At 65.5% G+C, this 21,866-nt stretch carries 18 protein-coding genes; 5 read left to right on the top strand and 13 right to left on the bottom strand.

The features are described from left to right. Positions 1-45: 45 nt before the first annotated feature. From addA to regB, 7 genes are all read right to left on the bottom strand, one after another. Positions 46-3,426, bottom strand: coding sequence for a double-strand break repair helicase AddA (addA, locus tag AAD018_RS15595; protein WP_367315249.1), 3,381 nt, complete (start codon positions 3,424-3,426; stop codon positions 46-48). Then, complete coding sequence (gene addB, locus AAD018_RS15590; RefSeq protein ID WP_367315250.1) at positions 3,423-6,356, bottom strand: double-strand break repair protein AddB; 2,934 nt, start codon at positions 6,354-6,356, stop codon at positions 3,423-3,425. Before addB ends, addA begins: the two co-directional genes overlap by 4 nt. Further along, complete coding sequence (locus AAD018_RS15585) at positions 6,353-7,036, bottom strand: nucleotidyltransferase family protein (RefSeq protein ID WP_367315251.1); 684 nt, start codon at positions 7,034-7,036, stop codon at positions 6,353-6,355. Before AAD018_RS15585 ends, addB begins: the two co-directional genes overlap by 4 nt. After that, positions 7,033-8,010, bottom strand: coding sequence for an aminoglycoside phosphotransferase family protein (locus AAD018_RS15580; protein WP_367315252.1), 978 nt, complete (start codon positions 8,008-8,010; stop codon positions 7,033-7,035). Before AAD018_RS15580 ends, AAD018_RS15585 begins: the two co-directional genes overlap by 4 nt. After that, a complete protein-coding gene (gene tsaE / locus AAD018_RS15575) occupies positions 7,997-8,464 on the bottom strand; it encodes a tRNA (adenosine(37)-N6)-threonylcarbamoyltransferase complex ATPase subunit type 1 TsaE (RefSeq protein ID WP_367315253.1) in 468 nt (155 codons plus the stop codon). The genes AAD018_RS15580 and tsaE overlap by 14 nt, the downstream gene beginning before the upstream one ends. A gap of 41 nt (positions 8,465-8,505) precedes the next feature. Then, the gene (locus AAD018_RS15570) at positions 8,506-10,125 is read right to left on the bottom strand and encodes a PAS-domain containing protein (RefSeq protein WP_367315254.1); all 1,620 of its coding nucleotides are present in this window, start codon (positions 10,123-10,125) and stop codon (positions 8,506-8,508) included. 96 nt (positions 10,126-10,221) lie between these two features. Beyond that, positions 10,222-11,586, bottom strand: a complete 1,365-nt coding sequence (gene regB, locus AAD018_RS15565; RefSeq protein ID WP_367315255.1) for a sensor histidine kinase RegB — start codon at positions 11,584-11,586, stop codon at positions 10,222-10,224. Between the two features lie 99 nt (positions 11,587-11,685). Here regB and AAD018_RS15560 point away from each other — a divergent pair, with 99 nt between their 5' ends. Continuing rightward, positions 11,686-12,279 carry an SCO family protein gene (locus AAD018_RS15560; protein ID WP_412005292.1) on the top strand — a complete coding sequence of 198 codons (594 nt, stop codon included), beginning with the start codon at positions 11,686-11,688 and terminating at the stop codon, positions 12,277-12,279. Positions 12,280-12,354: 75 nt separating this feature from the next. Beyond that, positions 12,355-12,903, top strand: a complete 549-nt coding sequence (locus AAD018_RS15555; protein ID WP_367315256.1) for an ActR/PrrA/RegA family redox response regulator transcription factor — start codon at positions 12,355-12,357, stop codon at positions 12,901-12,903. Between the two features lie 9 nt (positions 12,904-12,912). On the opposite strand, the gene AAD018_RS15550 is transcribed toward AAD018_RS15555, so the two are convergent. From AAD018_RS15550 to AAD018_RS15530, 5 genes are all read right to left on the bottom strand, one after another. Continuing rightward, a complete protein-coding gene (locus tag AAD018_RS15550; protein WP_367315257.1) occupies positions 12,913-13,680 on the bottom strand; it encodes an ATP-binding cassette domain-containing protein in 768 nt (255 codons plus the stop codon). Next, on the bottom strand, positions 13,677-14,738 hold the full coding sequence (locus tag AAD018_RS15545) for an ABC transporter permease (RefSeq protein ID WP_367315258.1): 1,062 nt from the start codon (positions 14,736-14,738) through the stop codon (positions 13,677-13,679). The genes AAD018_RS15550 and AAD018_RS15545 overlap by 4 nt, the downstream gene beginning before the upstream one ends. A gap of 80 nt (positions 14,739-14,818) precedes the next feature. Next, a complete protein-coding gene (locus AAD018_RS15540) occupies positions 14,819-15,835 on the bottom strand; it encodes a sugar ABC transporter substrate-binding protein (protein ID WP_367315259.1) in 1,017 nt (338 codons plus the stop codon). A gap of 194 nt (positions 15,836-16,029) precedes the next feature. Then, entirely contained in the window at positions 16,030-16,686 is a 657-nt protein-coding gene (locus tag AAD018_RS15535; RefSeq protein ID WP_367315260.1) for a YjbF family lipoprotein, read from the bottom strand. Continuing rightward, positions 16,677-18,806, bottom strand: coding sequence for a YjbH domain-containing protein (locus tag AAD018_RS15530; protein ID WP_367315261.1), 2,130 nt, complete (start codon positions 18,804-18,806; stop codon positions 16,677-16,679). The genes AAD018_RS15535 and AAD018_RS15530 overlap by 10 nt, the downstream gene beginning before the upstream one ends. Positions 18,807-19,013: 207 nt before the next feature. Between AAD018_RS15530 and AAD018_RS15525 the strand changes: the two genes are divergently transcribed. Together AAD018_RS15525 and AAD018_RS15520 are read left to right on the top strand one after the other, a co-directional pair. Next, positions 19,014-19,661: an alpha/beta hydrolase family protein gene (locus tag AAD018_RS15525; RefSeq protein ID WP_367315262.1), complete on the top strand. Its 648-nt coding sequence runs from the start codon at positions 19,014-19,016 to the stop codon at positions 19,659-19,661. Between the two features lie 74 nt (positions 19,662-19,735). After that, positions 19,736-20,329, top strand: coding sequence for a glutathione S-transferase family protein (locus tag AAD018_RS15520; RefSeq protein ID WP_367315263.1), 594 nt, complete (start codon positions 19,736-19,738; stop codon positions 20,327-20,329). Here AAD018_RS15520 and AAD018_RS15515 read toward each other — a convergent pair. Continuing rightward, positions 20,304-21,470, bottom strand: a complete 1,167-nt coding sequence (locus AAD018_RS15515) for a TIGR03862 family flavoprotein (RefSeq protein ID WP_367315264.1) — start codon at positions 21,468-21,470, stop codon at positions 20,304-20,306. The genes AAD018_RS15520 and AAD018_RS15515 overlap by 26 nt on opposite strands. Positions 21,471-21,509: 39 nt before the next feature. Between AAD018_RS15515 and AAD018_RS15510 the strand changes: the two genes are divergently transcribed. Next, positions 21,510-21,806 (top strand): HNH endonuclease, encoded by a 297-nt coding sequence (locus tag AAD018_RS15510; protein ID WP_367315265.1) that lies wholly within the window; start codon positions 21,510-21,512, stop codon positions 21,804-21,806. The last annotated feature ends 60 nt before the right edge of the window (positions 21,807-21,866 follow it).

Genomic DNA, 21,866 nt, shown 5'->3' with positions numbered 1-21,866 from the left:
AGGACTGGGTTCGGATGCGGAAGGTAGGAACGCGGCCGGGTGGGGTCAAGCAGGTGTGGCGGTTCTGAGCGCTTCAGACACAAGATCGTGCGCAAGAGGCATCAATGCGCCTGTCGCGGTCCAGAGGATTGCGGTCTCGATCCGTCTCTCGGGAAAGATCAGGGACAGCGCGGCGGCATAGGCGCCCATCTGGCGCAACAGACCGTCCGGGACCGCCTCGGGCCGGTCCGGAACGGTGCGGTTCGTCTTGAAATCCACGGCGAGGATCCGGGTCTCCTCGACAATCAGTCGGTCGATGGCGCCATGGATCCGCCGCCCGCCAAGCGCCGCCAGAGGGGCCGTGACGGACACCTCGGCCAGCGCACCGGGTGCAAAGATGTAGGTCAGCGTGGGGGTCGCGAGAACCGACACAGCCTCTGCCAGGGCCCTGTCGATCTCAGCCATCGTGCCCTTGCCTGTCAGATGGTTTCGCGCCGCGTTCTGCCATACGCCGCGATCCAGATCCGGCAGGATTTCAAGCAAAGTGTGAACCCGCTTGCCGTGGGCCAGCGCCTCTTCCTCGGTCTCTCCCAACGCGCCCGGCAGGGCCTTGGCGCCGCCCAGATCCGACGGCGAAAGCGTGAGCTCCGCCACCGGCGCGGTCGGGGCGGGGCATGTTGCGAAGCCCGGAAGGCGAGTCCCTTCAGCACGCGCTGCCGGTTGCGGCTCCAGCGGACCCGCCATCCAGTCGGCATGGCTCAGGCGAAGGCCTTCGCCCGTGGGCATCGCGGCCTCGACGGCTCCGGCGGCGGGCATCGCGGCGGCAAGGCGCGCGTACCAGCTGGGATCCTTCGCCTCGACCTCGCCTGCCGCGCAGCAGATCAGCCAGCTTTCCGCCCGGGTCATCGCTACGTAAAGCAGGCGGTTGCGCTCTTCCTCCTGCTTGGCTTTCGCCGCATCGGAAAGGCTATTCATCGCGGCAGGCCGGTCCGCTTTCCGGATACCCCAAAGCGCTGTGCCGTCCGCATCGAACAGCACCGGATCGCTGGGCGCCTTTCGCACCGCCATATCGGGCAGGATCACAATCGGTGCCTCAAGGCCCTTGGCGCCATGCACCGTCATCACCCGCAGCTTGCCGGCCTGCGCGCCCATCTCGCGCTTGATCTCGATCTCGTCCCCGTCGAGCCAGCCCAGAAAACCCGTCAGGCTGGGCACATCCATCGCCTCGTAAGTCAGCGCGAGCGAGAGCAGCGCGTCGATCGCATCCTCCGCCTCGCGCCCAAGCCGCGACAGAAGCCGCGCGCGACCGCCATGGCGCGTCAGAAGCCGGTCGATCAGATCATAGGGGCGGCGAAAGTCGGCCTCGTTCCTTAGATCGTCTAGAATGGCCATCGTTTCGGGGTGGTCGGCCCGTGCCGCCCGCAGCGCGGCCCAAAGCGGCGATCCGGCAGGTCGAGGCTGCGCGAGATCGTAAAGCTGCCCCTCGCTCCACCCGAAGAGCGGCGATTTCAGCGCGCAGGCCAGGGCATAGTCATCCTCGGGCAGGGCCAGAAACGCCAGCACCGCAAGGATATCCTTGACCGCCAGATCCTCGATCACCCGGAGCCGGTCCGCGCCCGCCACGTCGATCCCGCGCGCCTTGCAGCTTTGGATCAGCTCGGAAAACAGCGCGCCGGTCCGCCCGCGCACGAGGATAAGGATATCGCCTGCCGTCACCGGGCGGCGCACGACCTCGTCGTTCCGCATCTCGGGCAAAGTTTCATGTGCGATCATCCGCTCGATCTCAGCGGCAACCGTGCGCGCCAGCTGCACCTTGGGATCGCCGGGCGGGATATAGTCGATGGGATCGGTCCAGTCGGGCTTGTCGTCTTTCTCGGAGACAGGCACCGGCGGCCACAGATCGACGCGGCCCGGCAGATCGGCCTTGAATGCTTTGTGCAGAACGTCCGTGCCCAGCCCAGGCGTACCGCGAAAGACCTCATCGACCAGCCGCAGGATCGGCACGGCAGAGCGGAAGGAATGATCGAGCGAGCTGATCTTGAGCCGCCTTCCCGCATCGTTCAGACCGCCTTCGAAATGGGCGCGCATCCGGTCGAAGGCCCCCGGATCGGCCCCCTGAAACGAGTAGATCGATTGCTTCAGATCGCCGACCACGAAGATCGTCCGCTCCGCATCGACCCGCGCGCCTTCGCCTGCCGTGAATTCCTGCGCGAGGCTGCGGATCACGTCCCATTGTGCGGGGCTCGTATCCTGCGCCTCGTCGACGAGGATATGGTCGATCCCGCCATCGAGCCGGAAGAGCACCCATTGCGCGACATCCCGCGCCGTCAGAAGCTGCCGCGCCTTGCGGATCAGATCATCGAAGTCGAGCCATCCGCGCCGCTCCTTGGCGGCAGCGAAGGTCGGCAGGAAATCCCGCGCAAACCGATGAAGCGCCCGGCTGCGGTCAAAGGCCATCAACGCCAGACGCGCCTCGCGCCCCGCCTCGACCCGCTCCATCAGCGGGTTGAGCCAGCCCATCAGATCCGGAGCGGTCTCCCGTAGATCCTTGGTCGGGAACGTGCCGATCTTGGCCGAGAAGGGCGCCTTCGCGCTGGCACCGGTCAGGAAAACCTCCTCCAGCACCGCGAGGTCCGCCGCCTCGAGGCGCGTCTTCCCGATAAGTGGATCCAGCTTGTCCGCCGCCTTTTGATCGGTCGATTTCCCGGACCGGCAGAGATCGCGCAGCGCGCCCAGCTCCGCCAGATCCTCCGCACCGACCACCTCGTCGATCAGATCCTGCAAGGTGGCCGTCCCGCTCAGACCCAGCGCGCCCCTCAAGGCCGCATCGACATCGCCATCCTCGAACAGCTCTGCCTTCGACACGATCTGCTGCATCAGATCGTCGATATCTCCGCCCGTCACCTGCATCATCAGCGCGCCGACCACCTCCGGCGCGTCCTCCGCCAGCCGTTCGAGGACGGTCAGGCGTAGTTGCCGCGCGCTCCGCTCGTCCATCTCGACAAAGCCCGGGCTCACCCCCGCCTCGAGCGGGAAGCGCCGCAGCAGGGCCGCGCAAAACGAATGGATCGTCTGGATCTTCAGGCCGCCCGGCGTCTCGATCGCGCGCGCGAACAGCCGCCGCGCCTCGGCGATCCGGTCTGCATCGATCCGGGTCGTGACGCCCAGCTGGCGCAGGCTCGCCTCAAGCGCAGGGCGCGGCAGCATCGCCCACTCGCCCAGACGGCGGAAAAGACGGTTCTGCATCTCGCTGGCGGCAGCCTTGGTATAGGTCAGGCACAGGATCCGCTGCGGCTCTACCCCGTCGAGCAGCAGGCGCGCGACGCGGTCGGTCAGAACCCGCGTCTTGCCCGATCCCGCATTGGCCGCCAGCCAGGTCGAGGCGCGCGGATCGGCGGCGCGGATCTGGCGTTCGGTCGCTTCGTCGAGGGGCGGGACAACGCTCATCCGACCCGCTCCGGCACCGAGAGGTCCGACAGGTCCCACTCACCGAACCGCGACAGGTGATCGAACTCGCCGCCATAGTCGGTCATCTCCATGGCCCGGCGCGCGGTGTAGCCTTGGGCTTCGTCAGCCCAGCGGGTCATCAACGCGACCAGGCCGTCCCAGACGTCAGCGGGCGGCACCTCGTCCAAAGGCGCATCGACGGTCGCGGGCGGCGTCGCCAGCCCGATATACCGCGCGAAAGCGACCGAACTGCCCGGCGGGACATCCTCGAACGCCCCGCGCTCAACCATCGCCGTCTCGAGCAATAGCTGCTTGTCAAAGGCCTTCTGCTGCCTTGCGGTCGGCGGTGTGCCTGTCTTGTAATCGTAGATCGCGACGCGCCCGTCGCCCAGCCGGTCGATCCGGTCGGCTCGGGCGGTCAAAGTGAAATCCAGACCGGGCAGCGCGATCCGGCCTTTTCCCTCAAGCCGGTGCGGTGTCCCGGCAGCCTGACGCTCCGCCTCGGTGCGGACGATCCATCCCGCGATCCGCGCCAGACGCGCCCGCCACATCGCGCGCGTCGCGGGCCAGGGGGCCTCGGCCGCGAGGGTCTCATCGGCGATCCGCATCAGCGCGGCCTCGGCGTCGGCCTCCTCATAAGGCCAGCCCGCGACAAAGCGCTCCAGAACCCGGTGGATCACCGTCCCGCGCAGCAGCGCATCGGGGCTGGCATGAAGCGGCCCGAGGGGAGAGACCCCGAGGATCCGGCTGGCATAGATTGCATAGGGGTCCCGGATGAGAGTCTGGATCCGCGTGACGGAAAGCTGTTTCGGCCGCGCCTCCACCGGCGGGCGGGGAGAGGGACGGCGCGCGCGCGGTACCGGCTCCACTGGGTCGAGCGCCTTGGCCCAGTCCAAATAGTCCGCCCCCCGCTCGCGCATCGCGGCCAGCGCGCCGGGACCGCCCTGATCCGGCAGGCCTTCCATCAGGTTCATCAGCCGGTTCAGCCAGCGCGACGGCACCGCATCCGCATCGTCCAGCCGCACGGAACGGGTCAGCCAGACCTCCGGCGCCCCGGCCCCCTGCTGATAATCATGCGCAGAGAGACCGATCCGCCGTTCGGGCAAAAGCAGCCCTGCCTCCTGCCGCAAGGCGCGGTTGAGCCAGGGATCGGGCGCCGGACGCTCGGGCCAGCTGCCATCGTTGAGCCCGCCGAGGATGACCAGATCGGCCCCCTGAACCCTTGCCTCCAGCGTGCCCCAAATGCGGATGAAGGGATGCGCGCCCTCACTGCGCCGCACATCCTCGCGCGACAGGATCGAGCCGAACAGCGCATCGTAATCCAAATGGCTCATGGCGCCGCCATGCTCTGCTTCGTCGCGCAGTTGGTCACAGACCGCCTTCGCCGTCTCGCCCGCCGCCTCGAGCCACAATGCGCCGGATCCTTCCGCGCCCGGCCCGTGCGCCATCCGCTCGGCCAGCGACAGATGATCCGCGACATGGGTCGCAAGGGCCCTGTCGCCCCGCCCCGGCGCGCTTTCGACCAGATCACAGATCCAGCTCACCCAGTTCAGCCGTTCGGTGGCGTCCGGCTTTGTCTCTGCCCAGTCGCGCAGCTTGCCTGCCTCCGGAAAGGCCAGAGCCTCGCTGCGCACATGAAGCTCAAGCTCGCGCACCCAGCGCAGGTGATCGCCGCGCCCCGCTTCGCTGCTATGGGCCAGCGGATGTTTCAGACAGACGAGCAAGGCGTCGAACTGCACAGGCTGTCCCAGCGCCAGCACATGCCGCAGGAACCGACCCGGCGGGCTAAGGTGAAGCGGCAGCCCCGCGCTGTCATCGGGCGTCAACCGCCACCGGTCGAGCGCCGCCGTCACCTGTCGCGCCAGCGTCCTGTCCGGTGTGATCAGCGCGGCCCGGACGCCTTGATCCGCTGCCTCCCTCAGGCGTAGCGCAATCGCCGCCGCCTCGATCCGGGGGCTTGGCGCCTCGAGCAAGGTCATCCCCGACGCCGCCTCCTGCAGATCGCCCAGCTGGACCCCGTCCCGCATCCATTGATCCGTGACCGGCGCAGGGCGCAGCGACAGCGATACCAGCGCGTTTCGCTGCGGCGAAGGCGCGGCGGTCTCCGTCCAGCGCAGCACCTGCCCCGGCGCCAGATCCAGCGCCGCCATCAGCTTGCGGAACCGGTATTGCGGATGATCTTCCGAGGAGAGCGCCGCCTCGAGCGTCGCCCAGACCGGCTCCGGCAGATCAAAGTCGAAGCCCGGCAGGATCACCGCCCCTTGCGGCAGACGTGCCACCGCCTCCATCAGAAGCGCCGTTGTCCCGCGCGATCCGGTCGAGCCTGCGATCAGCACCGGATGTTCCGGCGGGGCCTTGTGCCAGCGCGCGATGAGGATCTCGGTCGCGCGCCTCAGCCGCGCCTCGGGATCGGGCGTCTCGCGGCTTTGCGCCAGATAGCTCTCGGCGATCTCCACGAATTTGAGCGCCCGGATCCAGTGATCCGAGACATCGGGCACATCAAGGCGCCGGATCGCCTCCGGCTCCACGCCCTCGCCCTGCATCTCGTCGATCAAGGCGACAAGGCTGTCCGCGAGATCAAAGATCTTGTGCCGTCCCGCCAGATCCGGCTCCGCCTCGATCAGCCGTGCGATCAGCTGCGCCACCTCGAGCCGCCGCCGCATCCCGCTGACCGGCGGCGCGTCCGGGACCAGCGCGGGATCAGAGCCGAGATCCGTCACCAGCCGGATCTGCGGCAAGAGCGCCGCTGGCCCCGCGTCAAAAACCTCGCGGATGCGCCGCTGCATCCGCCGCGTGTTCACGAACAGCTCTGCCCGCGCCAGATCCAGCGGCTCTGGCCATCTCTGCCTTAGCCCGGCAACAAGCTCGGCCGGAAAATCCACCCCCGGCGGCAGCGCAAAAAGCCGAGCGGCGGAACCGGGGACCGTCACGACAAGGCCAGCATCGCCTCGGCAACCGCGATCCCGTCCGGATGGCCGACATCGCACCAATGGCCGTCATAGACATGACCAAACATGCGCCCTGCCGCGATCATCGGGCGCCAGATCTCCCAGATCGAAAAGGCGGACGCCTCGATCGCAGCCAGACCGTCCGTGCGGATGATCTGCACGCCGGTATAGATCAGATCGGGGTGCTCAGAGATCCGCCCGTCTGCATCAAGCGCAAAGCTGCCAGCGCCCCGGTGCCCATGCGCGCGCGCTTGCGGCACCAGCAAAAGCAGCGCATCCATCCGTCCCGGATCCCAGGCGGCGCAAAGCGCCTCGACCGGGTTCGGCCCGTGCCAGACGGCATCGGAATTCATCGTCAGCACCGGATCCGGGCCCAGCTCGGGCAGCGCATTTCGCAGCCCGCCACCCGTCTCAAGGATATCGGGCGCCTCGGTGATCGTCACGACGCCGCGCTCTTCCAGGTAAGGTCTCAGCCGCTCGGGCCGGTAATGCAGATTGGCGACGATATTGGCGATCCCAGCCGTGCGGATCGGGCCCAGTGCGTGGTCGATCAGCGGCAGGCCCGCCACCTCGATCATCGGCTTGGGCTGCACCTGCGTCAGCGCGCCCATCCGGGTGCCGAACCCGGCGGCAAAAAGCATGGCAGAGGTGGGGCGCGTCATCCGGAATATCCGTCCAGTTGAGGGAGGGCGCGATGGATCAGCGGCCGGATCTCGGCCAGCGCCGGGTGACCCAAAGCATCCTGCAGCCGCGCCTGCACACGCGAGACGAACCGCAGATAGGCATCGCGTCCGTCCCGTTTCGCGAGGCGGTTAAAGACACCGAGAATGCGAAGATTGCGCTGCAACGACAGGACGGAAATCGTGGCGAAGAAGTCTTGTTCATCCTGCCGCATCGTCTTGGCCATTCGGCGACAGGCATGGGTAAGGGTCTCCTTGCCGATATCGCGGCGAATATCGGTGATCAGCGACACAAAATCGTAAAGGGGATGGGCAATCACGGCATCCTGAAAATCAAGCAGCCCGATCCGGGCAAGACCCTCCCGCCCGTCGCGGTAGACAAGGTTCTCGACATGAAAATCCCGCAGGGCCGTCGCGGTCGCCCCAGGAGCATACTCCGCCAATAGCCGCTCGAGCGCGGCCAGAGCATTTGCCTTCAGCGCAGGATCGCGCTGCTCGGAGGCCCAGTCGAAGGCGACATCACAGATCGACGCCGCCTCGGCAGGATCAAAGCAGGCGAGACCCGGCATGCGCGAGCAGCCTTGCAGATGCTCCAGAACATCGATCGCCAGATCGTAAAGCTCGGTCTCATCCTCCGGACGCGCGGCAATCCGGCGCGCAAAAAGGTCATCGCCGAAATCCTCGATCAGCAGCAGCCCGGCGTCCAGATCCAACCGGTAGATCTCGGGCGGGAACAGGCCGTTCTCCCGAAGATAATCCGCCACCGCGATGAAGCTGGTCGTCGATTGCGGAGGCACGCCTGCCACATCCATCAGGATCCGCGTCTCGCCCGAACCTTGCGCCACGCGCGAGTAGAACCGCCCGGACGCATCGCCCGCAAGGTGGCTCAGTCGGGCCCCGGCCCAGCCGGCCTCTTCCAGAAAGGCCGCGCGGCGGGCATCGTTATCCAAGGGCATCGGCCAGCCGCTCCTTCCAGGTTCCGCCGGGCGCTTTGAAGATCGCGCGCCGTCCGTCCGCCTCAGGGGCCAGATCGAGCGTCAGCGCATCGGCCGGACGCGCCTTGCCCAGCCGGTCGGGCCATTCGATCAGGCAGATCTCGTCCTCCATCGCCTCGTCCAGCCCCAGCTCATAAAGCTCGGACGTGTCCGACAGCCGGTAAAGATCGCAATGCCAGATCCGGGGCGGGGTCTCTCCATAGGTCTGGACCAGCGTGAAGGTCGGCGAGGGGATATCCTCGTCGGTCCCAAGTCGCGCGCGGATCACCCCGCGGGCAAAATGCGTCTTTCCCGCCCCAAGCGGCCCCTCGAGGCAAAGTGTATCGCCCGCCGCGAGATGCGGCGCGACAGAGCGGGCCAGATCGTCTGTCGCCGCATCATCGGGTAGATAGAGAGGGGCCGAACACCAAGACATGGGGTCAGCATAAGCCCGACAGTCCGGCCCGCAAGATCCAATCAGGCGTTTGCGCGCGCCTCGGCTGGAACGTCGGGTGCCACTTCGAGCGGTTCGTCCGGAGCGGCGAGAGCAGGCGTCTCCGACGTCTCCAGCACCGGAGAGAGACGGCGGGCAAAGCTGCACAGCGTATCGCCTCCGCCCAGCGGTGTGCAGGTCAGCTCCATCGACCGGCCGTCCAGCATCTGGATCGGCGCGCTCCATTCACTGCGGTCGGAATGGATGTCGATGAAGTCGCGTAGATCGCCCCAGGCCGGGGTCGGCAGGGCCAGCTCCTGCATCGTCCGGGTCACGTCGATCACGGTCGGCTCCGTCAGGTATTCCTCGTCAATGCCGAACAGCTTCGTGAAGGCGGCATTCGACAGCGTCAACCGCCCGGTGACCGAGAAAACGCAAAGCGCCTCGCTTTGCGCATCGATGACCGCTTGCCCCAGATCGATCTGCGACCGGAACCGCCGGGTCAGCGAGATCTCGGCGCTGATATCCTCGATCAGGAAGGCGACGGCGCCATCGGGATGGGGCCGGCCGGTGACGCGGTAGGTCTGTCCGTTAGGCAATGTCCAGACCTCGCCATAGGTGCCCGAGACGGCAGCGCTTTCCATCGAGGTGAAAGCATCACGCCAGGTGCCGTAATTCTTGGGTTCAGGCAGCATCCGCGCATCTCGCAGCCGATCCAGGAAAGAGCGCAGGCTGGGATGGGCGGTCAGAAAGTCGATCGGCAGCCCGGTCAGATCGTGCAGCGCCGGATTGAAAAGAACGAGATTTCGGTCCTTGTCAAATATCGCGAGACCGGTGGGAAGATTGGCAAAGGTCTTGGCCAGCGTCTGGACGAAATTCCGCTGGGCCGTCTCGGCTTTGACCAGCGGACCGGCATCTTCGGCGATAAAGAGTGTCTCTTCCCCCCGATCAAGCGCCACGACATCGAACCAGAGCGGCTCTCCCTCCGGCTCTATCCTCAGGGAAACGCGCCGCTGGGCTGGCGTCTTGCCTGAACTGACCGGGGCAAGCTGGTCAAAAAGAACCGGGGGCGGCCAGGCGCCGGACACATCCGCGATCTGATCGGCAAGGGCGAGATAGGCGGCGTTCGTCCAGCGAATGGATCCTGTCCGGTCCTGCCGCCAGATCAGCTGCGGCGCATCTTCGGCAATGGCCCGCAGCGTCTCGATCTCCCGCGCGGTGGCCGCATCCTTGAACGAGCGCAGCGTCTGCTCGCCGTCATTCTGCAGGATTTCGATCCGCGTGAGCGTGCCAGACCGTTCCGCGATCAAGCCTCCGCACGGGCCCGCCTCCGCGCAGTCCATTTCGATCCGCTGCGCCGGGCCAAGCTCCTTGAGGCGCGCGCCAAGCTCGGGGAACCGGGGGCTCGCCAGATGCACGAAGCGGTCCAGATCGGGGCAGTCCCGGTCCGAGGATCCCAGCAATGTTTTGGCCGGCGGCGTGGCATCAACCAATGTCATCTCGTTGAAGAGAAAGATCACCCGTTCAGCAGGCGGCGCCTGAAACTGCGCCAGCCGGGCGTGGTCCCGGCGGCTCAGAAGTTTCAATCCCAGAAGGATAAGCGCCGCGGATAGAAGCGCGGTGCATACGGCTATCGCTATGGCAAAGGGCGTAAGAGCTGCCATCCGTTCGTCCTCGATCATCTCGGCAATTTTTCGCCGACTCAACCGAAAGTCGCTTTGGAAGGTTAAGGGGTGGTTAATGCATCCGCCAAAGATGCGTCACGCGATAATCAGGCGGTTCTCGCCGAGCACGCCGTCGCCCTCGGTATCGGAACTTTCGATCATGTGGCGAGGCCACGTGACCTCGACGATGGCGCCCCGCATCCCGCCGGGCCCGCCCGCACCGCCATTGGCGAAGACCAGCGTTGCGCCCGATCGCTCGAGTAGCGTCTTGGCAATGAACAGCCCCAGCCCCATCCCCTCATAGCCCGGACGGGCCAGTCCCCGCTTGCGCCCGACATAGGGGTCCCCGATCCGTCCGATCACATGGGGCGGAAAGCCCCGTCCGTCATCGGCAATGCGAAGGGCAATCGTCCCCGCGGTCCAGCGGATATCGACCTCCACCGCCTTGTCCGCGAAATCGACCGCGTTCTGGATCAGGTTTCTCAGCCCGTGAATGATCTCGGGCCGCCGTTCGACCGTAGGGTGCCGCAAGCCGCCATTTTCCGAACGTGACGTGATCCGCACCGTCTTGCCGCGATCCATGTGAGGCTCCGCCGCTTCCTTCAGCACCGTCTCGAGCGGGGCTCGGCGCATGTGCAGATCGTCCTTTCCGGCCCGTCCCATCGACCGCAGAATGTCCCGGCAGCGGTCCGCTTGCTCGCGGATCAATTCGGCATCCTCGCGCAGATCGTCGCTCTCTTTGAGCTCCTCGATCAGCTCCGAGCTCACCAGCTTGATCGTCGCTAAAGGCGTGCCCAGCTCGTGCGCCGCCGCCGCGATCACGCCGCCCAGGTCGGTCAGCTTCTGCTCGCGCGCCAGCGCCAGCTGCGTCGCGGTCAGCGCGTCCGACATATTGCGCATCTCAGAAATGATCCGGTGCGCATAAACCCCGAGGAACACCACCCCGATCACCAGCGCCAGCCAGAAGCCGAAGATGAACAGCGTCGGAATCTCCAGCGCCTCGCCCGACGCGGTCCGGATCGGCACATTGATCCCCGCGACCAGCGTCAGCAGGCCGATGGCGACCAGCCCCAGCAAAACCGTCTGCCTCAGCCGCAGGAATGTCGCCGCAATCGTCACAGGCGCCAGCATCAGGACGGCAAACGGATTATGCAGACCGCCGGTCAGGAACAGCAGCAGCGTCAGCTGCGCGATGTCGAAAAGCAGCATCATCACCGCTTCGCTGCCGTTCAGGCGCTTGTTCTCGGGATAGACGAAGATCGCGATGAGGTTGCCGATGATCGCGATGCCGACGGCCAGAACGCACCAGCCCAACGGGATCTGCAGATCGTAGAACCGCCAGGCCACGATGATTGCGGCGCTTTGTCCCACAATGGCGAACCAGCGCAGAATAACGAGCGTGTGCAGACGGATCCAGTTCGCGGGCACCCGCCCGTGCGCGAGGTCGAGCGTAGACGTCATTGCACAAACTTCCTATCTACCGGACAACTCAGATCGGCGACCTTGTCCCTAAAGGTAGCACCGATCTCCCGCAATGCGACAGCAAGGAGCGCCCGCCCCGTGCAGACCAAGACCTTCGCAATCCTCGCCGCCGGTGTCGCGACGACCTTCGTGGCCGGAACGGTCGTCTTCAGCCTGACCCGCGCCCCCGATGGCTGCAGCGGCGGACAGATCGCGGGCGGCGATATCGGCGGGCCTTTCACGCTGGTCGACGAGACCGGTCAGACGGTGACAGAGGCCGACGTCATCGACGGCCCGACCCTGATCTATTTCGGCTACACCGCCTGTCCCGATGTCTGCCCTATCGACACGATGCGCAACGCTCAAGCCGTCGAGATCCTGGAAGAGCGAGGCGAGGCCGTCCGCCCCGTCTTCATCACCATCGATCCCGAACGGGACACACCCGAAGTCGTCGCCGATTTCACCGACAACTTCCACGACGATATGATCGGTCTCACCGGCTCTATCGATCAGGTCGATGCGGCGGCCAAGGCCTACCGCGTGGTCTACAGCCGCGCCGATGACGAGCCAGATTACTACCTCATGAACCACATGACGTTCAGCTATCTGGTGGATGAAACCGGCTTCATCGACTTCTTCCGCAACGATGTCGGACCCGAGGCGATGGCCGACCAGATCGCCTGCCATATCTAGTCGCACCCATTGGACGAACCCGGATCGGGCCCTAAATTCCTTTGTCTGAACGAAAGTTTTGATGAGGATGGCCCCATGCCCGAGCTTGCAGAGATCGGTGAAGACAAGTCGCTCCTGCTGGTGGATGACGACGAGCCCTTTGTGAGACGCCTTGCGAAGGCGATGGAAAAGCGCGGCTTCGATGTCGAAACCGCTGAAAGCGTCGCGGCGGGCCGGGCCATTTCGACCGCGCGTCCTCCGGCCTATGCCGTGATCGACCTGCGCCTGACCGACGGCAATGGTCTCGACGTGGTCGAGACCCTGCGCGAACGCCGCCCGGATAGCCGGATCGTCGTTTTGACGGGCTATGGCGCGATCACGACCGCCGTGGCCGCTGTCAAGATGGGCGCAACCGACTACCTCTCGAAACCCGCCGATGCCAATGATGTGGTCAACGCGCTGCTCGCTCCGCAGGGAGAACTTCCGCCGCCGCCGGAAAACCCGATGAGCGCCGACCGCGTGCGCTGGGAGCATATCCAACGGGTCTACGAGCTGTGCGACCGCAACGTCTCGGAAACCGCGCGGCGTCTCAACATGCACCGCCGTACGCTGCAACGCATCCTGGCGAAGCGCTCTCCCCGTTAAGGCATTGGGCTAGGCTGCGACCGGCGGTTCCTTGGCGCCGGTCATGAAAGCGACCGCATCCGACATCGTGTAATCCTTCGGATCGATCACGGTCAGGCGCTTGCCCAACCGGTGCACATGGATCCGGTCAGCGACCTCGAAGACATGCGGCATATTATGCGAGATCAGGATGATCGGGATGCCGCGCGACTTCACGTCCTGGATCAGCTCCAGCACCCGGCGGCTTTCCTTGACGCCAAGCGCCGCCGTCGGCTCGTCGAGGATAATCACCTTTGATCCGAAGGCCGCCGCCCGGGCGACAGCCACGCCCTGCCGTTGCCCGCCTGACAGCGTCTCGACCGCCTGATTGATGTTCTGGATCGTCATCAGACCCAGATCGCTCAATTTTTGGCGGGCCATCTCCTCCATCTTCTTGCGGTCAAGCTGCCGCAGCCACTTGCCGCGAAATCCCGGCTTGCGCAGCTCGCGCCCCATGAACATGTTGTCGGCAATCGACAAAGCAGGCGACATGGCAAGCGTCTGATAGACCGTCTCGATCCCCGCCTCGCGCGCGTCGATTGGAGAGGTGAACCGGATCTCTTCCCCCTCCAGCCTGACCGTTCCTGCATCGGGCGTCACCGCGCCCGACACCGCCTTGATCAGCGTCGACTTGCCCGCGCCATTGTCTCCGATCACCGCCAGGATCTCTCCCGGCATCAGCTCGAAATCGCAATGATCCAGCGCTGTCACGCGCCCGTAGCGCTTCACAAGGCCCTTGCCCTCCAGAACCGGGGTCATGCCGCCACCTTCCTGATCCATTGATCGACCGCGACCGCCGCGATGATCAGCACCCCGATCAGAAGGAACGTCCACTGCGCATCCGCTCCCAGAAGGCGCAGCCCTAGTGTGAAGACACCCACGATCAGCGCCCCGAAGAACGTCCCCAAGATCGATCCGCGCCCGCCGAAAAGCGAAATCCCCCCGATCACCACCGCCGTGATGCTCTCGATGTTCAAAAGCTGCCCCGATGTGGGAGAGACCGACCCGATCCGCCCGATCAACGCCCATCCGGCGAAGGCGCAGATCAGCCCGGCCAGAGCATAGACGGAGATCAGCGTAGCCTTGACGTTCACGCCCGACAGCTCCGCCGCCTCGGGATCGTCGCCGACGGCATAGACATGACGCCCCCAGGCCGTGTGTTTAAGGACGTAGGCCAAGACCAGCACCAGCAGCACCAGAAAGACCACGCCGAAGGTAAAGACCGCCCCGCCGACGCTGAACTTCGCGCCCAGAAGCTGCAGCAGCGGCGCTTCGGCGGCGATCTCCTGACTGCGGATTGTCTCGTTCGCGGAATAAAGGAAGTTCGCCGCCAAGACGATCTGCCACATGCCCAAAGTCACGATAAACGGCGGCAGCTTCATTACTGCGACAAGCCAGCCGTTGAGATATCCGATGGCCGTTCCCGCCATTAGCCCGCAGGCGACAGCGACGCTTGGCGGCAGCCCGTAGCGGAACGTGAACTGCCCCATCACGACCGAACTGATGACCGCGATGGCCCCCACGCTCAGATCGATTCCGGCGGTCAGGATCACAAGGCTTTGCGCCGCCGCCACGATCCCCACGATCTGCACCTGTTGCAGGATCAGCGTCAGCGCGAAAGGAGAGAAGAACCGGCTGCCCAGAAGCAGACCGAAGACGATGATCGCCGCGACCAGAACGATCAGCGGCACCAGCGCAGGCGTCGTATGCAGCGCGTGGTGGAACTTGCCGATCAGCCCCTTGTCGTCCTCGTCGAAGGCGGCGACGTCGCTGGACGCGCCCGACGCCGCGCCCTCGTAATCATCCGTCCCCGACATATCGTCTCTCCCTCCCAGACCGCGGGACCGGCCTTAACCGGTCCCACCGTAGAACGGGGCTTAACCCGCCATCGCCGGACCTAGCCCCAGCACAGCTCCATGCCTTCGTCGGTATCGATGCTCTCGACCCCATCCACCGGCTGATCGGTGACAAGCGCCACGCCGGTGTCAAAGAAGTCCTTGCCGTCGGTTGCCTCGGGCTTGGTGCCGTCTGCGGCCCAAGCGGCAATCGCCTCGATCCCTTTGGAGGCCATTAGCAGCGGATATTGCTGCGACGTGGCCCCGATCACCCCGTCTTTGATGTTCTGCACACCAGGGCACCCACCGTCGACCGAGACGATCAGAACGTCGTTCTCTCGCCCGATGGCGCGCAGCGCCTCATAGGCGCCCGCCGCGGCAGGCTCGTTGATCGTGTAGACGACGTTGATCTCGGGATCCTGCGCGAGCAGGTTCTCCATGGCGCGGCGTCCGCCTTCTTCGTTGCCTTGCGTGACGTCATTGCCGACGATCCGTGGATCGTCCTCGTCGCCCCACCGGTCGGGATCGCCCAACTCGATGCCAAAGCCCTGCAGGAAGCCTTGATCGCGCAGAACGCCCACGGTCGGCTGGCTGACCGCCAGATCGAGCATCGCGATCTTGGCATTCTCCGCCTCGTCGCCAAGGGCAGCTGCCGCCCATTGCCCGATCAGCTCTCCGGCAAGAAAGTTGTCGGTCGCAAATGTCATATCCGCCGCATCGATCGGGCTGAGCGGCGTATCGAGCGCAATCACCAGCAGCCCCGCATCCCGCGCCTGCTGCACGGCGGGCACGATCGATGAGGTGTCCGAGGCCGTCAGCAGGATCCCCTTGGCGCCGTTGGCGATACAAGTCTCGATGGCCGCGACCTGCGTCTCGTGATCTCCATCGACCTTGCCCGCATAGGTGCTAAGCGCCACGCCAAGCTCTTCGGCCTTGGCCAGCGCGCCTTCGCGCATCTTGACGAAAAAGGGGTTCGTGTCGGTCTTGGTGATCAGACAGGCCGAAACCTCGTGGCCCTCCGCCTGCGCCATACCTGCAAGCGCCGTCAGGGCAAGCGCCCCGGCAAATAACGTTCTCATGGTAGTCCTCCCTAGCGTTTGACGTATCAAACTCATGCCGCCCTGTTCCGGACGTCCTGACACCTAACCAGATTCCCTAACGCTGCGTAAACACATAAGAGACCGGGCGGGCCGCCCTACGCGACCGCTGGCCAAGGGGGCAGAATTTTCTAGAAAATTCTGAAGACCAAAATCTTCTAGAAGATTTTGCCCGCTCAGATCCGCTCGATCTCGAGATAGCCGACCGATGGGCTGAGCCATTGGCGCGACTTGCGCACAACGCCCTGGGCATCGATCCAGTAATCATTGGTAAAACTGTCGCGCTCGTCCGAACAGCTCTCGGTGATCCGCGCTGTCTGGTACTGGATCTCGTAGATCACGATGGGCTCGCGCACCGGCGTGCTTAGCGTGCAAGTAAAGCGCCGCTGCTCGATCCCGTCCTCGCCTGTCAGATAGTCATGCACCCGCACCGCCTGTCCCGTCGTGCCCAGCGCTTGCCGTACGGCCAGCGTCTCGGCGCCCATCAGATCGCCGCCCAGACCGCGCGTGGATTTCAGGAAGCCCGTCTCGAAGGTTAGGCTGATCCCGTCGCTGGTCACGAAAGTCCGCCCATTCGGCGTCGCGATCAGCTCTCCCATCAGGGCCGAGACGCCCCGCTCTTCGATATAGACGACAATCGCCGTGCCTTCGACAGGCTTCAGGGCCTCGCGCGTCAGACCAGCACGCAGATCGACGGCCTGATTTTGACCTGTCAGCCCCTGAAACAGCGTCGTTCCGACATCGACGAAGAGCGGGCGGTCGTTCGTGCTGCATCCCGACAGGGTCAGCGCGGCCAGACCGGCCGCGACAGAGCGTGCAAATCCTAGCGCCAAAACCGCCCCCAATCCTCTGACAGGTCGGGGTTCTGCCCGCCTTTGACCGTATCGTATAGCCGCCCGCCCACGCGCACCCTCTGACCGCCATCGCGGGTCAGCGAGCTCAGGTTCGTCGACACCGTGCGCCGGGAAGGTGTGCCAAGGAACCAGTCGACCGGGATCGAGATCCGGATCCCCTTGTCGAAGGAGCCTTCACCGAAATCCTCTTCGGTCGCATCGGTCAGCGTGAAGTAGCCCCCGACCCGGAACCCGTTGTCGAATTCCCGGTCGAGCGAGACCGTCGCCCCGGTATCCCCAGCCAGATAGCGGCCCATATCGACCTGTCCCATGAAGCCATTGTCGAAGTCGTAATAGGCGCTCACATGGCCTGTCACGACATCGTAATCCTGAAAGCCGAGGCCCTGCTCGAATTCGCGCTGCTGCACCGCGTTCACCTCGAGGCCCAAGGCAAGGCGGCTGTTGACCGGCGACCAGAGCAGTTCCGAGGAGACACCGCCAAACATCCGTTCCAAATAGCCTGCCGTTACGCGGCCAAAGACCTCCTGGCCCGGCTTGAAATAGTAGGCCAGCGTCAGATCCTTCAGCGTGACCGTGTCGACTTCGTTGTAGAAACCGACATTGGTCCGCACCGGCTCCAGCCCCGAAGCGCGGATAGGATCGCCCTCTTCCAGATTGCCGCCCAGCGATTGGCGGATCGCGCCAGATACGATCAGGTTCGGCCGGATCGCATAGGAGGAGGACAGCTCGACACCGAGTCCCGCGCGCAAGGGCTCGGAGGCATCGAACGCGCTCAGATCAAGATCGGGCGCGATATTCCAGGAAAAGCGTGGGATCTCGTAGACCTCGCGCGGCGCCAGAGCAGGCGCGGCAGCAGCGGGCCCGATCACCGACCGGTCGTAGGAGAGCTGCGTTGCACCAGGCCGGTTCTCCAGCCGCTCCATATCGCTGCGCCGGATCTGCACCGAGGAGACGGGCAGGCCTTTCTCGACCGGCTCGAGGATGAAGAGCTCGTATTCCGGCGGCAAACCGTGGGTCAGGATCCGCGCGATGCGGCCCATGCCTTGCGGATAGGACCGGAAATCGTCGTTGACATAGCGCACGCGCACCTGCCGGTCGCCGAAGACCAGCGAGACCAGCGTCATGCCCTCGCCCTTCATGGCCTGACCGATCTCGCCTGTGATCGTCTCGCGTCCGGCGGCGGTCGAGGGATCTTCCCAGCTTTCGGAGGCCAGCACATCCTGCGTGCGCACCAGAACCGGAAGCGGCGCAATATCCTGCCCGCCCACGGTCTCGCGGCTTTTGGGGTCGAGGATAAGCGTTCCGCTGATCCCCAGCTCTTCACCGTAAAGGTACGACACGCCCAGCTCGAATTCCTTGCGGGGCCGGTAGGTCAACCCGAAATTGACCGGAGAGGACGGCTCGAACGTGCCCAGCGCATCCTCGCGGGCATAGGCATCGCTGGAATACTCAGCCTTGAAGGTCAGCGTATCAGTTAGCTTGACCGACACCCCGCCAAACGGCGCGGCATCCCCGCGAAAAAGCACATCATCGTTGACCGTCCCGCCTTCGCCGAAATCGATCTCGGGCCGCACTTCGAACCGCTCGTCGATCGCGCCCAGCGGGTTCTCGAACCCGCCCTGCGAGCCCAGACGCCCCCAGCCCAGACCGCCGGTGACGGCCACGCGGCCGCCGAAGGTCTTGGTCGCGACCACGTATTCGCCGCTAAGCAGGCCGGTGCCCAGAAAATCCTGCAACCCCACCGCGACGGCAGGCAGATAGCGGCTCTCGTCCAGAACCCGAACCCTCAGATCGAAGCTGCGGTCATAGGTTTCGTCTTCCCCGGGGCCGAAGAACTCGTCGATCCGCGAATAGCGGAAGCTGCCCGAGATGCGCGGCGTCACCTGGAATGTGAAGGTCGTGCGCCGCTGGTCCAGCACCGCGCCATAGGTCAGGCCGATCTCTCCGTCCGGTGCGCTTTGCGCCGTCGGCATCTCGATCAGGCCCGGCGTGCCGTAAAGCGTGTAGGTCGGAACCTGCTCCTGCGCCATGGCCGGAGCTCCGAGGACAAGCGCGAGCGCCGTTGCGGTCAGACCGGGCAGGCGGGAAAAATGGGGCATCGCGGTCTCGGCTCCAGCAAACAGTCAACCCTACCTAGACGGATTGTCCGAGCAATGGAAAGCCCGACCTCCGGCGGCCTCCTGCCGATTGTGGCGCGCGCGCCACCGGCCCTGCGCCGTGCGGGTAGGGGATACCCGACTGGCGCGCGCCCGCGCCCTGCGTAGACTGACCCATGTAACGAGTGAGAGGGTGGACCCATGAGGAAGATGACGCTGAAGACCGCGGCCGAACTTGCCGCGGCCTCCTACGATCCCGAACATGCGGCAGCGACGCGAGGGCGGATCAAGGTCACGCATGACAGGGACGACGTGCAGGCCTACCTGACGGACGACAATGTCCTGCTGATCCCGGGCAGCAACTCCGTTGCCGATTACCTCAAGTACAATCTGCGGATGATGCGGCTCTTTCACCGCCAGCTTCGGGTGCAGATCCCGGGAACCGCGCCGGGGGCAAGCGGGGCAATCTGGCATCAGGGATTTCTGGCCCATGCCAAATCGATCTACGACAAATTCGACGGCCAGCAACCCGACTTCATCATCGGCCATTCGCTCGGCGGCGCATCCGCCCAGATCCTATCGATGAGCTGGAACATCCCCGCCGTCGCCTTCGCCGCGCCCCGGCCCCTGCGCAGCGCGGTGCCCGTCCCGAACGAGGGCAAATGCCTGACCGTTTGCGACAGCCGCGACTGGGTGACGGACCTGCCGCCCGGGCGCTTCCGGCATCTGCATCAGGCCCAGCGGCTGAACCTCTCGGGCGGCTACGCCTTCCAGCACCCGATGAAGCACTACAAGATGCTGATCGACCCCGGCATCCGCGCCCGCGCCCTGCCGATGGTGTGGCCGATCATCGGCTAAGGTTCCCGCGCTGTCCCTTGCGGATCCCGATGCTGTCGCGCAGGCTCGCGCCGAACCGGACAGGAGCCAAAGCGATGACCTACACCCTCTACGGCACCGCCAAGAGCAGGGCGATGCGCGTCATCTGGTGCCTGAACGAGCTGGATCAGCCGTTCGACCATATCCCCTGCGGCCCCCGCGCCAAGGAGATCCAGGCCCTGACCCCGTCCGGCAAGATCCCCGTCCTTCAGGTGGACGAGACGACCCTCACCGACTCCACCGCCATCCTCAGCTTCCTCGCCGACCGGCATGGCGCTCTGACCCATCCGCCCGGCACGACCGAGCGGGCACAGCAGGACGCCCATATGCTCTTCGTCCTCGACGAGGTCGAAAGCCTCCTCTGGACCGCCGCCCGTCACACCTTCGCCCTGCCGGAGGATCTGCGTGTGCCCCAGATCAAGGACAGCCTGCGCGCCGAATGGCCGACCAGCCTCGCGCGCTTGTCCGAGCGCGTCGGAGACGGCCCCTATCTTTGCGGGGAGACCTTCACCATCGCCGATATCGTCGCAAGTCACTGCCTCGGCTGGGCAAAAATGGCGCGGTTCGACTGGGACGATCCGGTCTTGGCCGCCTATAACGACCGCTGCCGCGCTCGCCCGGCCTTCAAGACGTCCCAGACCGCGCCTTAAGCCACTCCGCCGCGCCCGTCCCGGCCCAGCGGCCCGTCGCCAGACAGCCGGTCAGCAGATAGCCTCCCGTCGGCGCCTCCCAGTCCAGCATCTCGCCTGCGCAAAAGACACCCGGACGCGCCGTCAGCATCAGCCGGTCGTCCAGCACCTCGAACCGCAGGCCGCCCGCGACCGAGATCGCCTCGTCTAGCGGCGCAGGCCCCGCCAACCGCACCGGCAGATCCTTCACCAGTGCCGCGCTCCACCCTTCGGGCGGCCCGCCGAATTCCCGCATCAAGGCCGCCTTCACCGGATCCAGCCGCAGCCCTTTGCGCAGCACCGCAGACCAGGTCTCCTTGCCGCGCCGCACCAGCCGCCGCGCGACCTCTCCCTCCGGCCAATCGGGTTTGAGATCCACATGCAGCGCCGCACCATCCCGCAAGGCGCGGCTCAACGCATAAATCCCGCCGCCTTCGAGGCCGGTCTTCGACACGATCACCTCTCCGCGCGACACCTGATCCTCTGCGCGCCAGGCCACGCCTTTCACCGGCTGGCCAAAGACCCGCGCCATATGCGGCGACCAATCCACGCGGAACCCCATATTCGCGGGCTGAAACGGCGCGACATTGCGCAAGGCCTGCGCCCAGGCGCCGTCGGATCCCAGCCGCGCCCAGCTCGCCCCGCCCATCGCCAGCACCGTGACCTTTGCCTCCACCTGAACCGCGCCGCCCGGCGTCTCGAACACCGACGCCGCGCCCTCGAACCCTGTCCACCTCCATCGCCGCTCCAGCGTCACGCCCCGCGCCTCGAGCCGCGCCAGCCAGGCGCGCAACAGCGGCGAGGCTTTCATCGCCACCGGGAACACCCGTCCCGTCGACCCGGTGAACATCGGCTGCCCCAGCCCCTCGGCCCAGCGCACGACATCCTCGGCCCCGAACGCCTCCAGCATCGGGCGCAACGCCTCACCGCTGGCCGCCACATGGTTCTCGACCGTGCCGTCCCAAGTCAGGTTCAGCCCTGACTTGCCCGCCATCAGGAACTTGCGCGCAGGCGACGGCATCCGGTCGCAGATCACCACAGGGTGGCCAGCGCCCGACAGCACGTCCGCGGCCGCAAGCCCCGCCGGTCCCGCTCCGATCACAAGCGCCTCGATCTGCCTCACCTCTTGCCTCCTGCCTGCCGCGCCGTAGCTCTGCCTGTCATGACCGACGATCCGATCTGCCCTCTTTGCCTCCGCCCGATCCCGCCCGAGGCGCGCTCCTCGCTCCACCACCTGATCCCCAAACTGAAAGGAGGCAAGGGCGGCCCCGTCGTGCGCATGCACCACATCTGCCATGTGGAGATCCACAAGACCCTGACCGAAGCCGAGCTTGCCCGCGACTACGACACCCCCGAAAAGCTGCGCGCCCATCCCCGGCTGGCCAAATTCGCCACCTGGATCGCCAAGCGCCCGCCGACCTTTCATTCGAAATCCGTCGGCCCGCAAAGAAAACGCTGATACCACTCCAGCATTAACCTTAATTTCAGCTTTAACAGTCAGTTAGAGGGACATGAGACC

This window comes from Aestuariibius insulae (assembly GCF_040783535.2).
In the GTDB taxonomy this organism is placed as follows: domain Bacteria; phylum Pseudomonadota; class Alphaproteobacteria; order Rhodobacterales; family Rhodobacteraceae; genus Aestuariibius; species Aestuariibius insulae.
The sequence above is the reverse complement of the archived record's forward strand: the minus strand, read 5'-3'. Positions and strand labels throughout refer to the sequence as shown.

Excerpts from the sequence above, each read along its gene's own strand:
- AAD018_RS15580 (WP_367315252.1), bottom strand. The coding sequence starts at position 8,010 with ATGCCCTTGGATAACGATGCCCGCCGCGCGGCCTTTCTGGAAGAGGCC.
- AAD018_RS15510 (WP_367315265.1), top strand. The coding sequence starts at position 21,510 with ATGACCGACGATCCGATCTGCCCTCTTTGCCTCCGCCCGATCCCGCCC.
- addA (WP_367315249.1), bottom strand. The coding sequence starts at position 3,426 with ATGAGCGTTGTCCCGCCCCTCGACGAAGCGACCGAACGCCAGATCCGC.
- AAD018_RS15545 (WP_367315258.1), bottom strand. The coding sequence starts at position 14,738 with ATGTCGGGGACGGATGATTACGAGGGCGCGGCGTCGGGCGCGTCCAGC.
- AAD018_RS15540 (WP_367315259.1), bottom strand. The coding sequence starts at position 15,835 with ATGAGAACGTTATTTGCCGGGGCGCTTGCCCTGACGGCGCTTGCAGGT.
- tsaE (WP_367315253.1), bottom strand. The coding sequence starts at position 8,464 with ATGTCTTGGTGTTCGGCCCCTCTCTATCTACCCGATGATGCGGCGACA.
- AAD018_RS15530 (WP_367315261.1), bottom strand. The coding sequence starts at position 18,806 with ATGCCCCATTTTTCCCGCCTGCCCGGTCTGACCGCAACGGCGCTCGCG.
- AAD018_RS15550 (WP_367315257.1), bottom strand. The coding sequence starts at position 13,680 with ATGACCCCGGTTCTGGAGGGCAAGGGCCTTGTGAAGCGCTACGGGCGC.
- AAD018_RS15525 (WP_367315262.1), top strand. The coding sequence starts at position 19,014 with ATGACGCTGAAGACCGCGGCCGAACTTGCCGCGGCCTCCTACGATCCC.
- regB (WP_367315255.1), bottom strand. The coding sequence starts at position 11,586 with ATGACGTCTACGCTCGACCTCGCGCACGGGCGGGTGCCCGCGAACTGG.
- AAD018_RS15585 (WP_367315251.1), bottom strand. The coding sequence starts at position 7,036 with ATGACGCGCCCCACCTCTGCCATGCTTTTTGCCGCCGGGTTCGGCACC.
- AAD018_RS15520 (WP_367315263.1), top strand. The coding sequence starts at position 19,736 with ATGACCTACACCCTCTACGGCACCGCCAAGAGCAGGGCGATGCGCGTC.
- AAD018_RS15555 (WP_367315256.1), top strand. The coding sequence starts at position 12,355 with ATGCCCGAGCTTGCAGAGATCGGTGAAGACAAGTCGCTCCTGCTGGTG.
- AAD018_RS15570 (WP_367315254.1), bottom strand. The coding sequence starts at position 10,125 with ATGGCAGCTCTTACGCCCTTTGCCATAGCGATAGCCGTATGCACCGCG.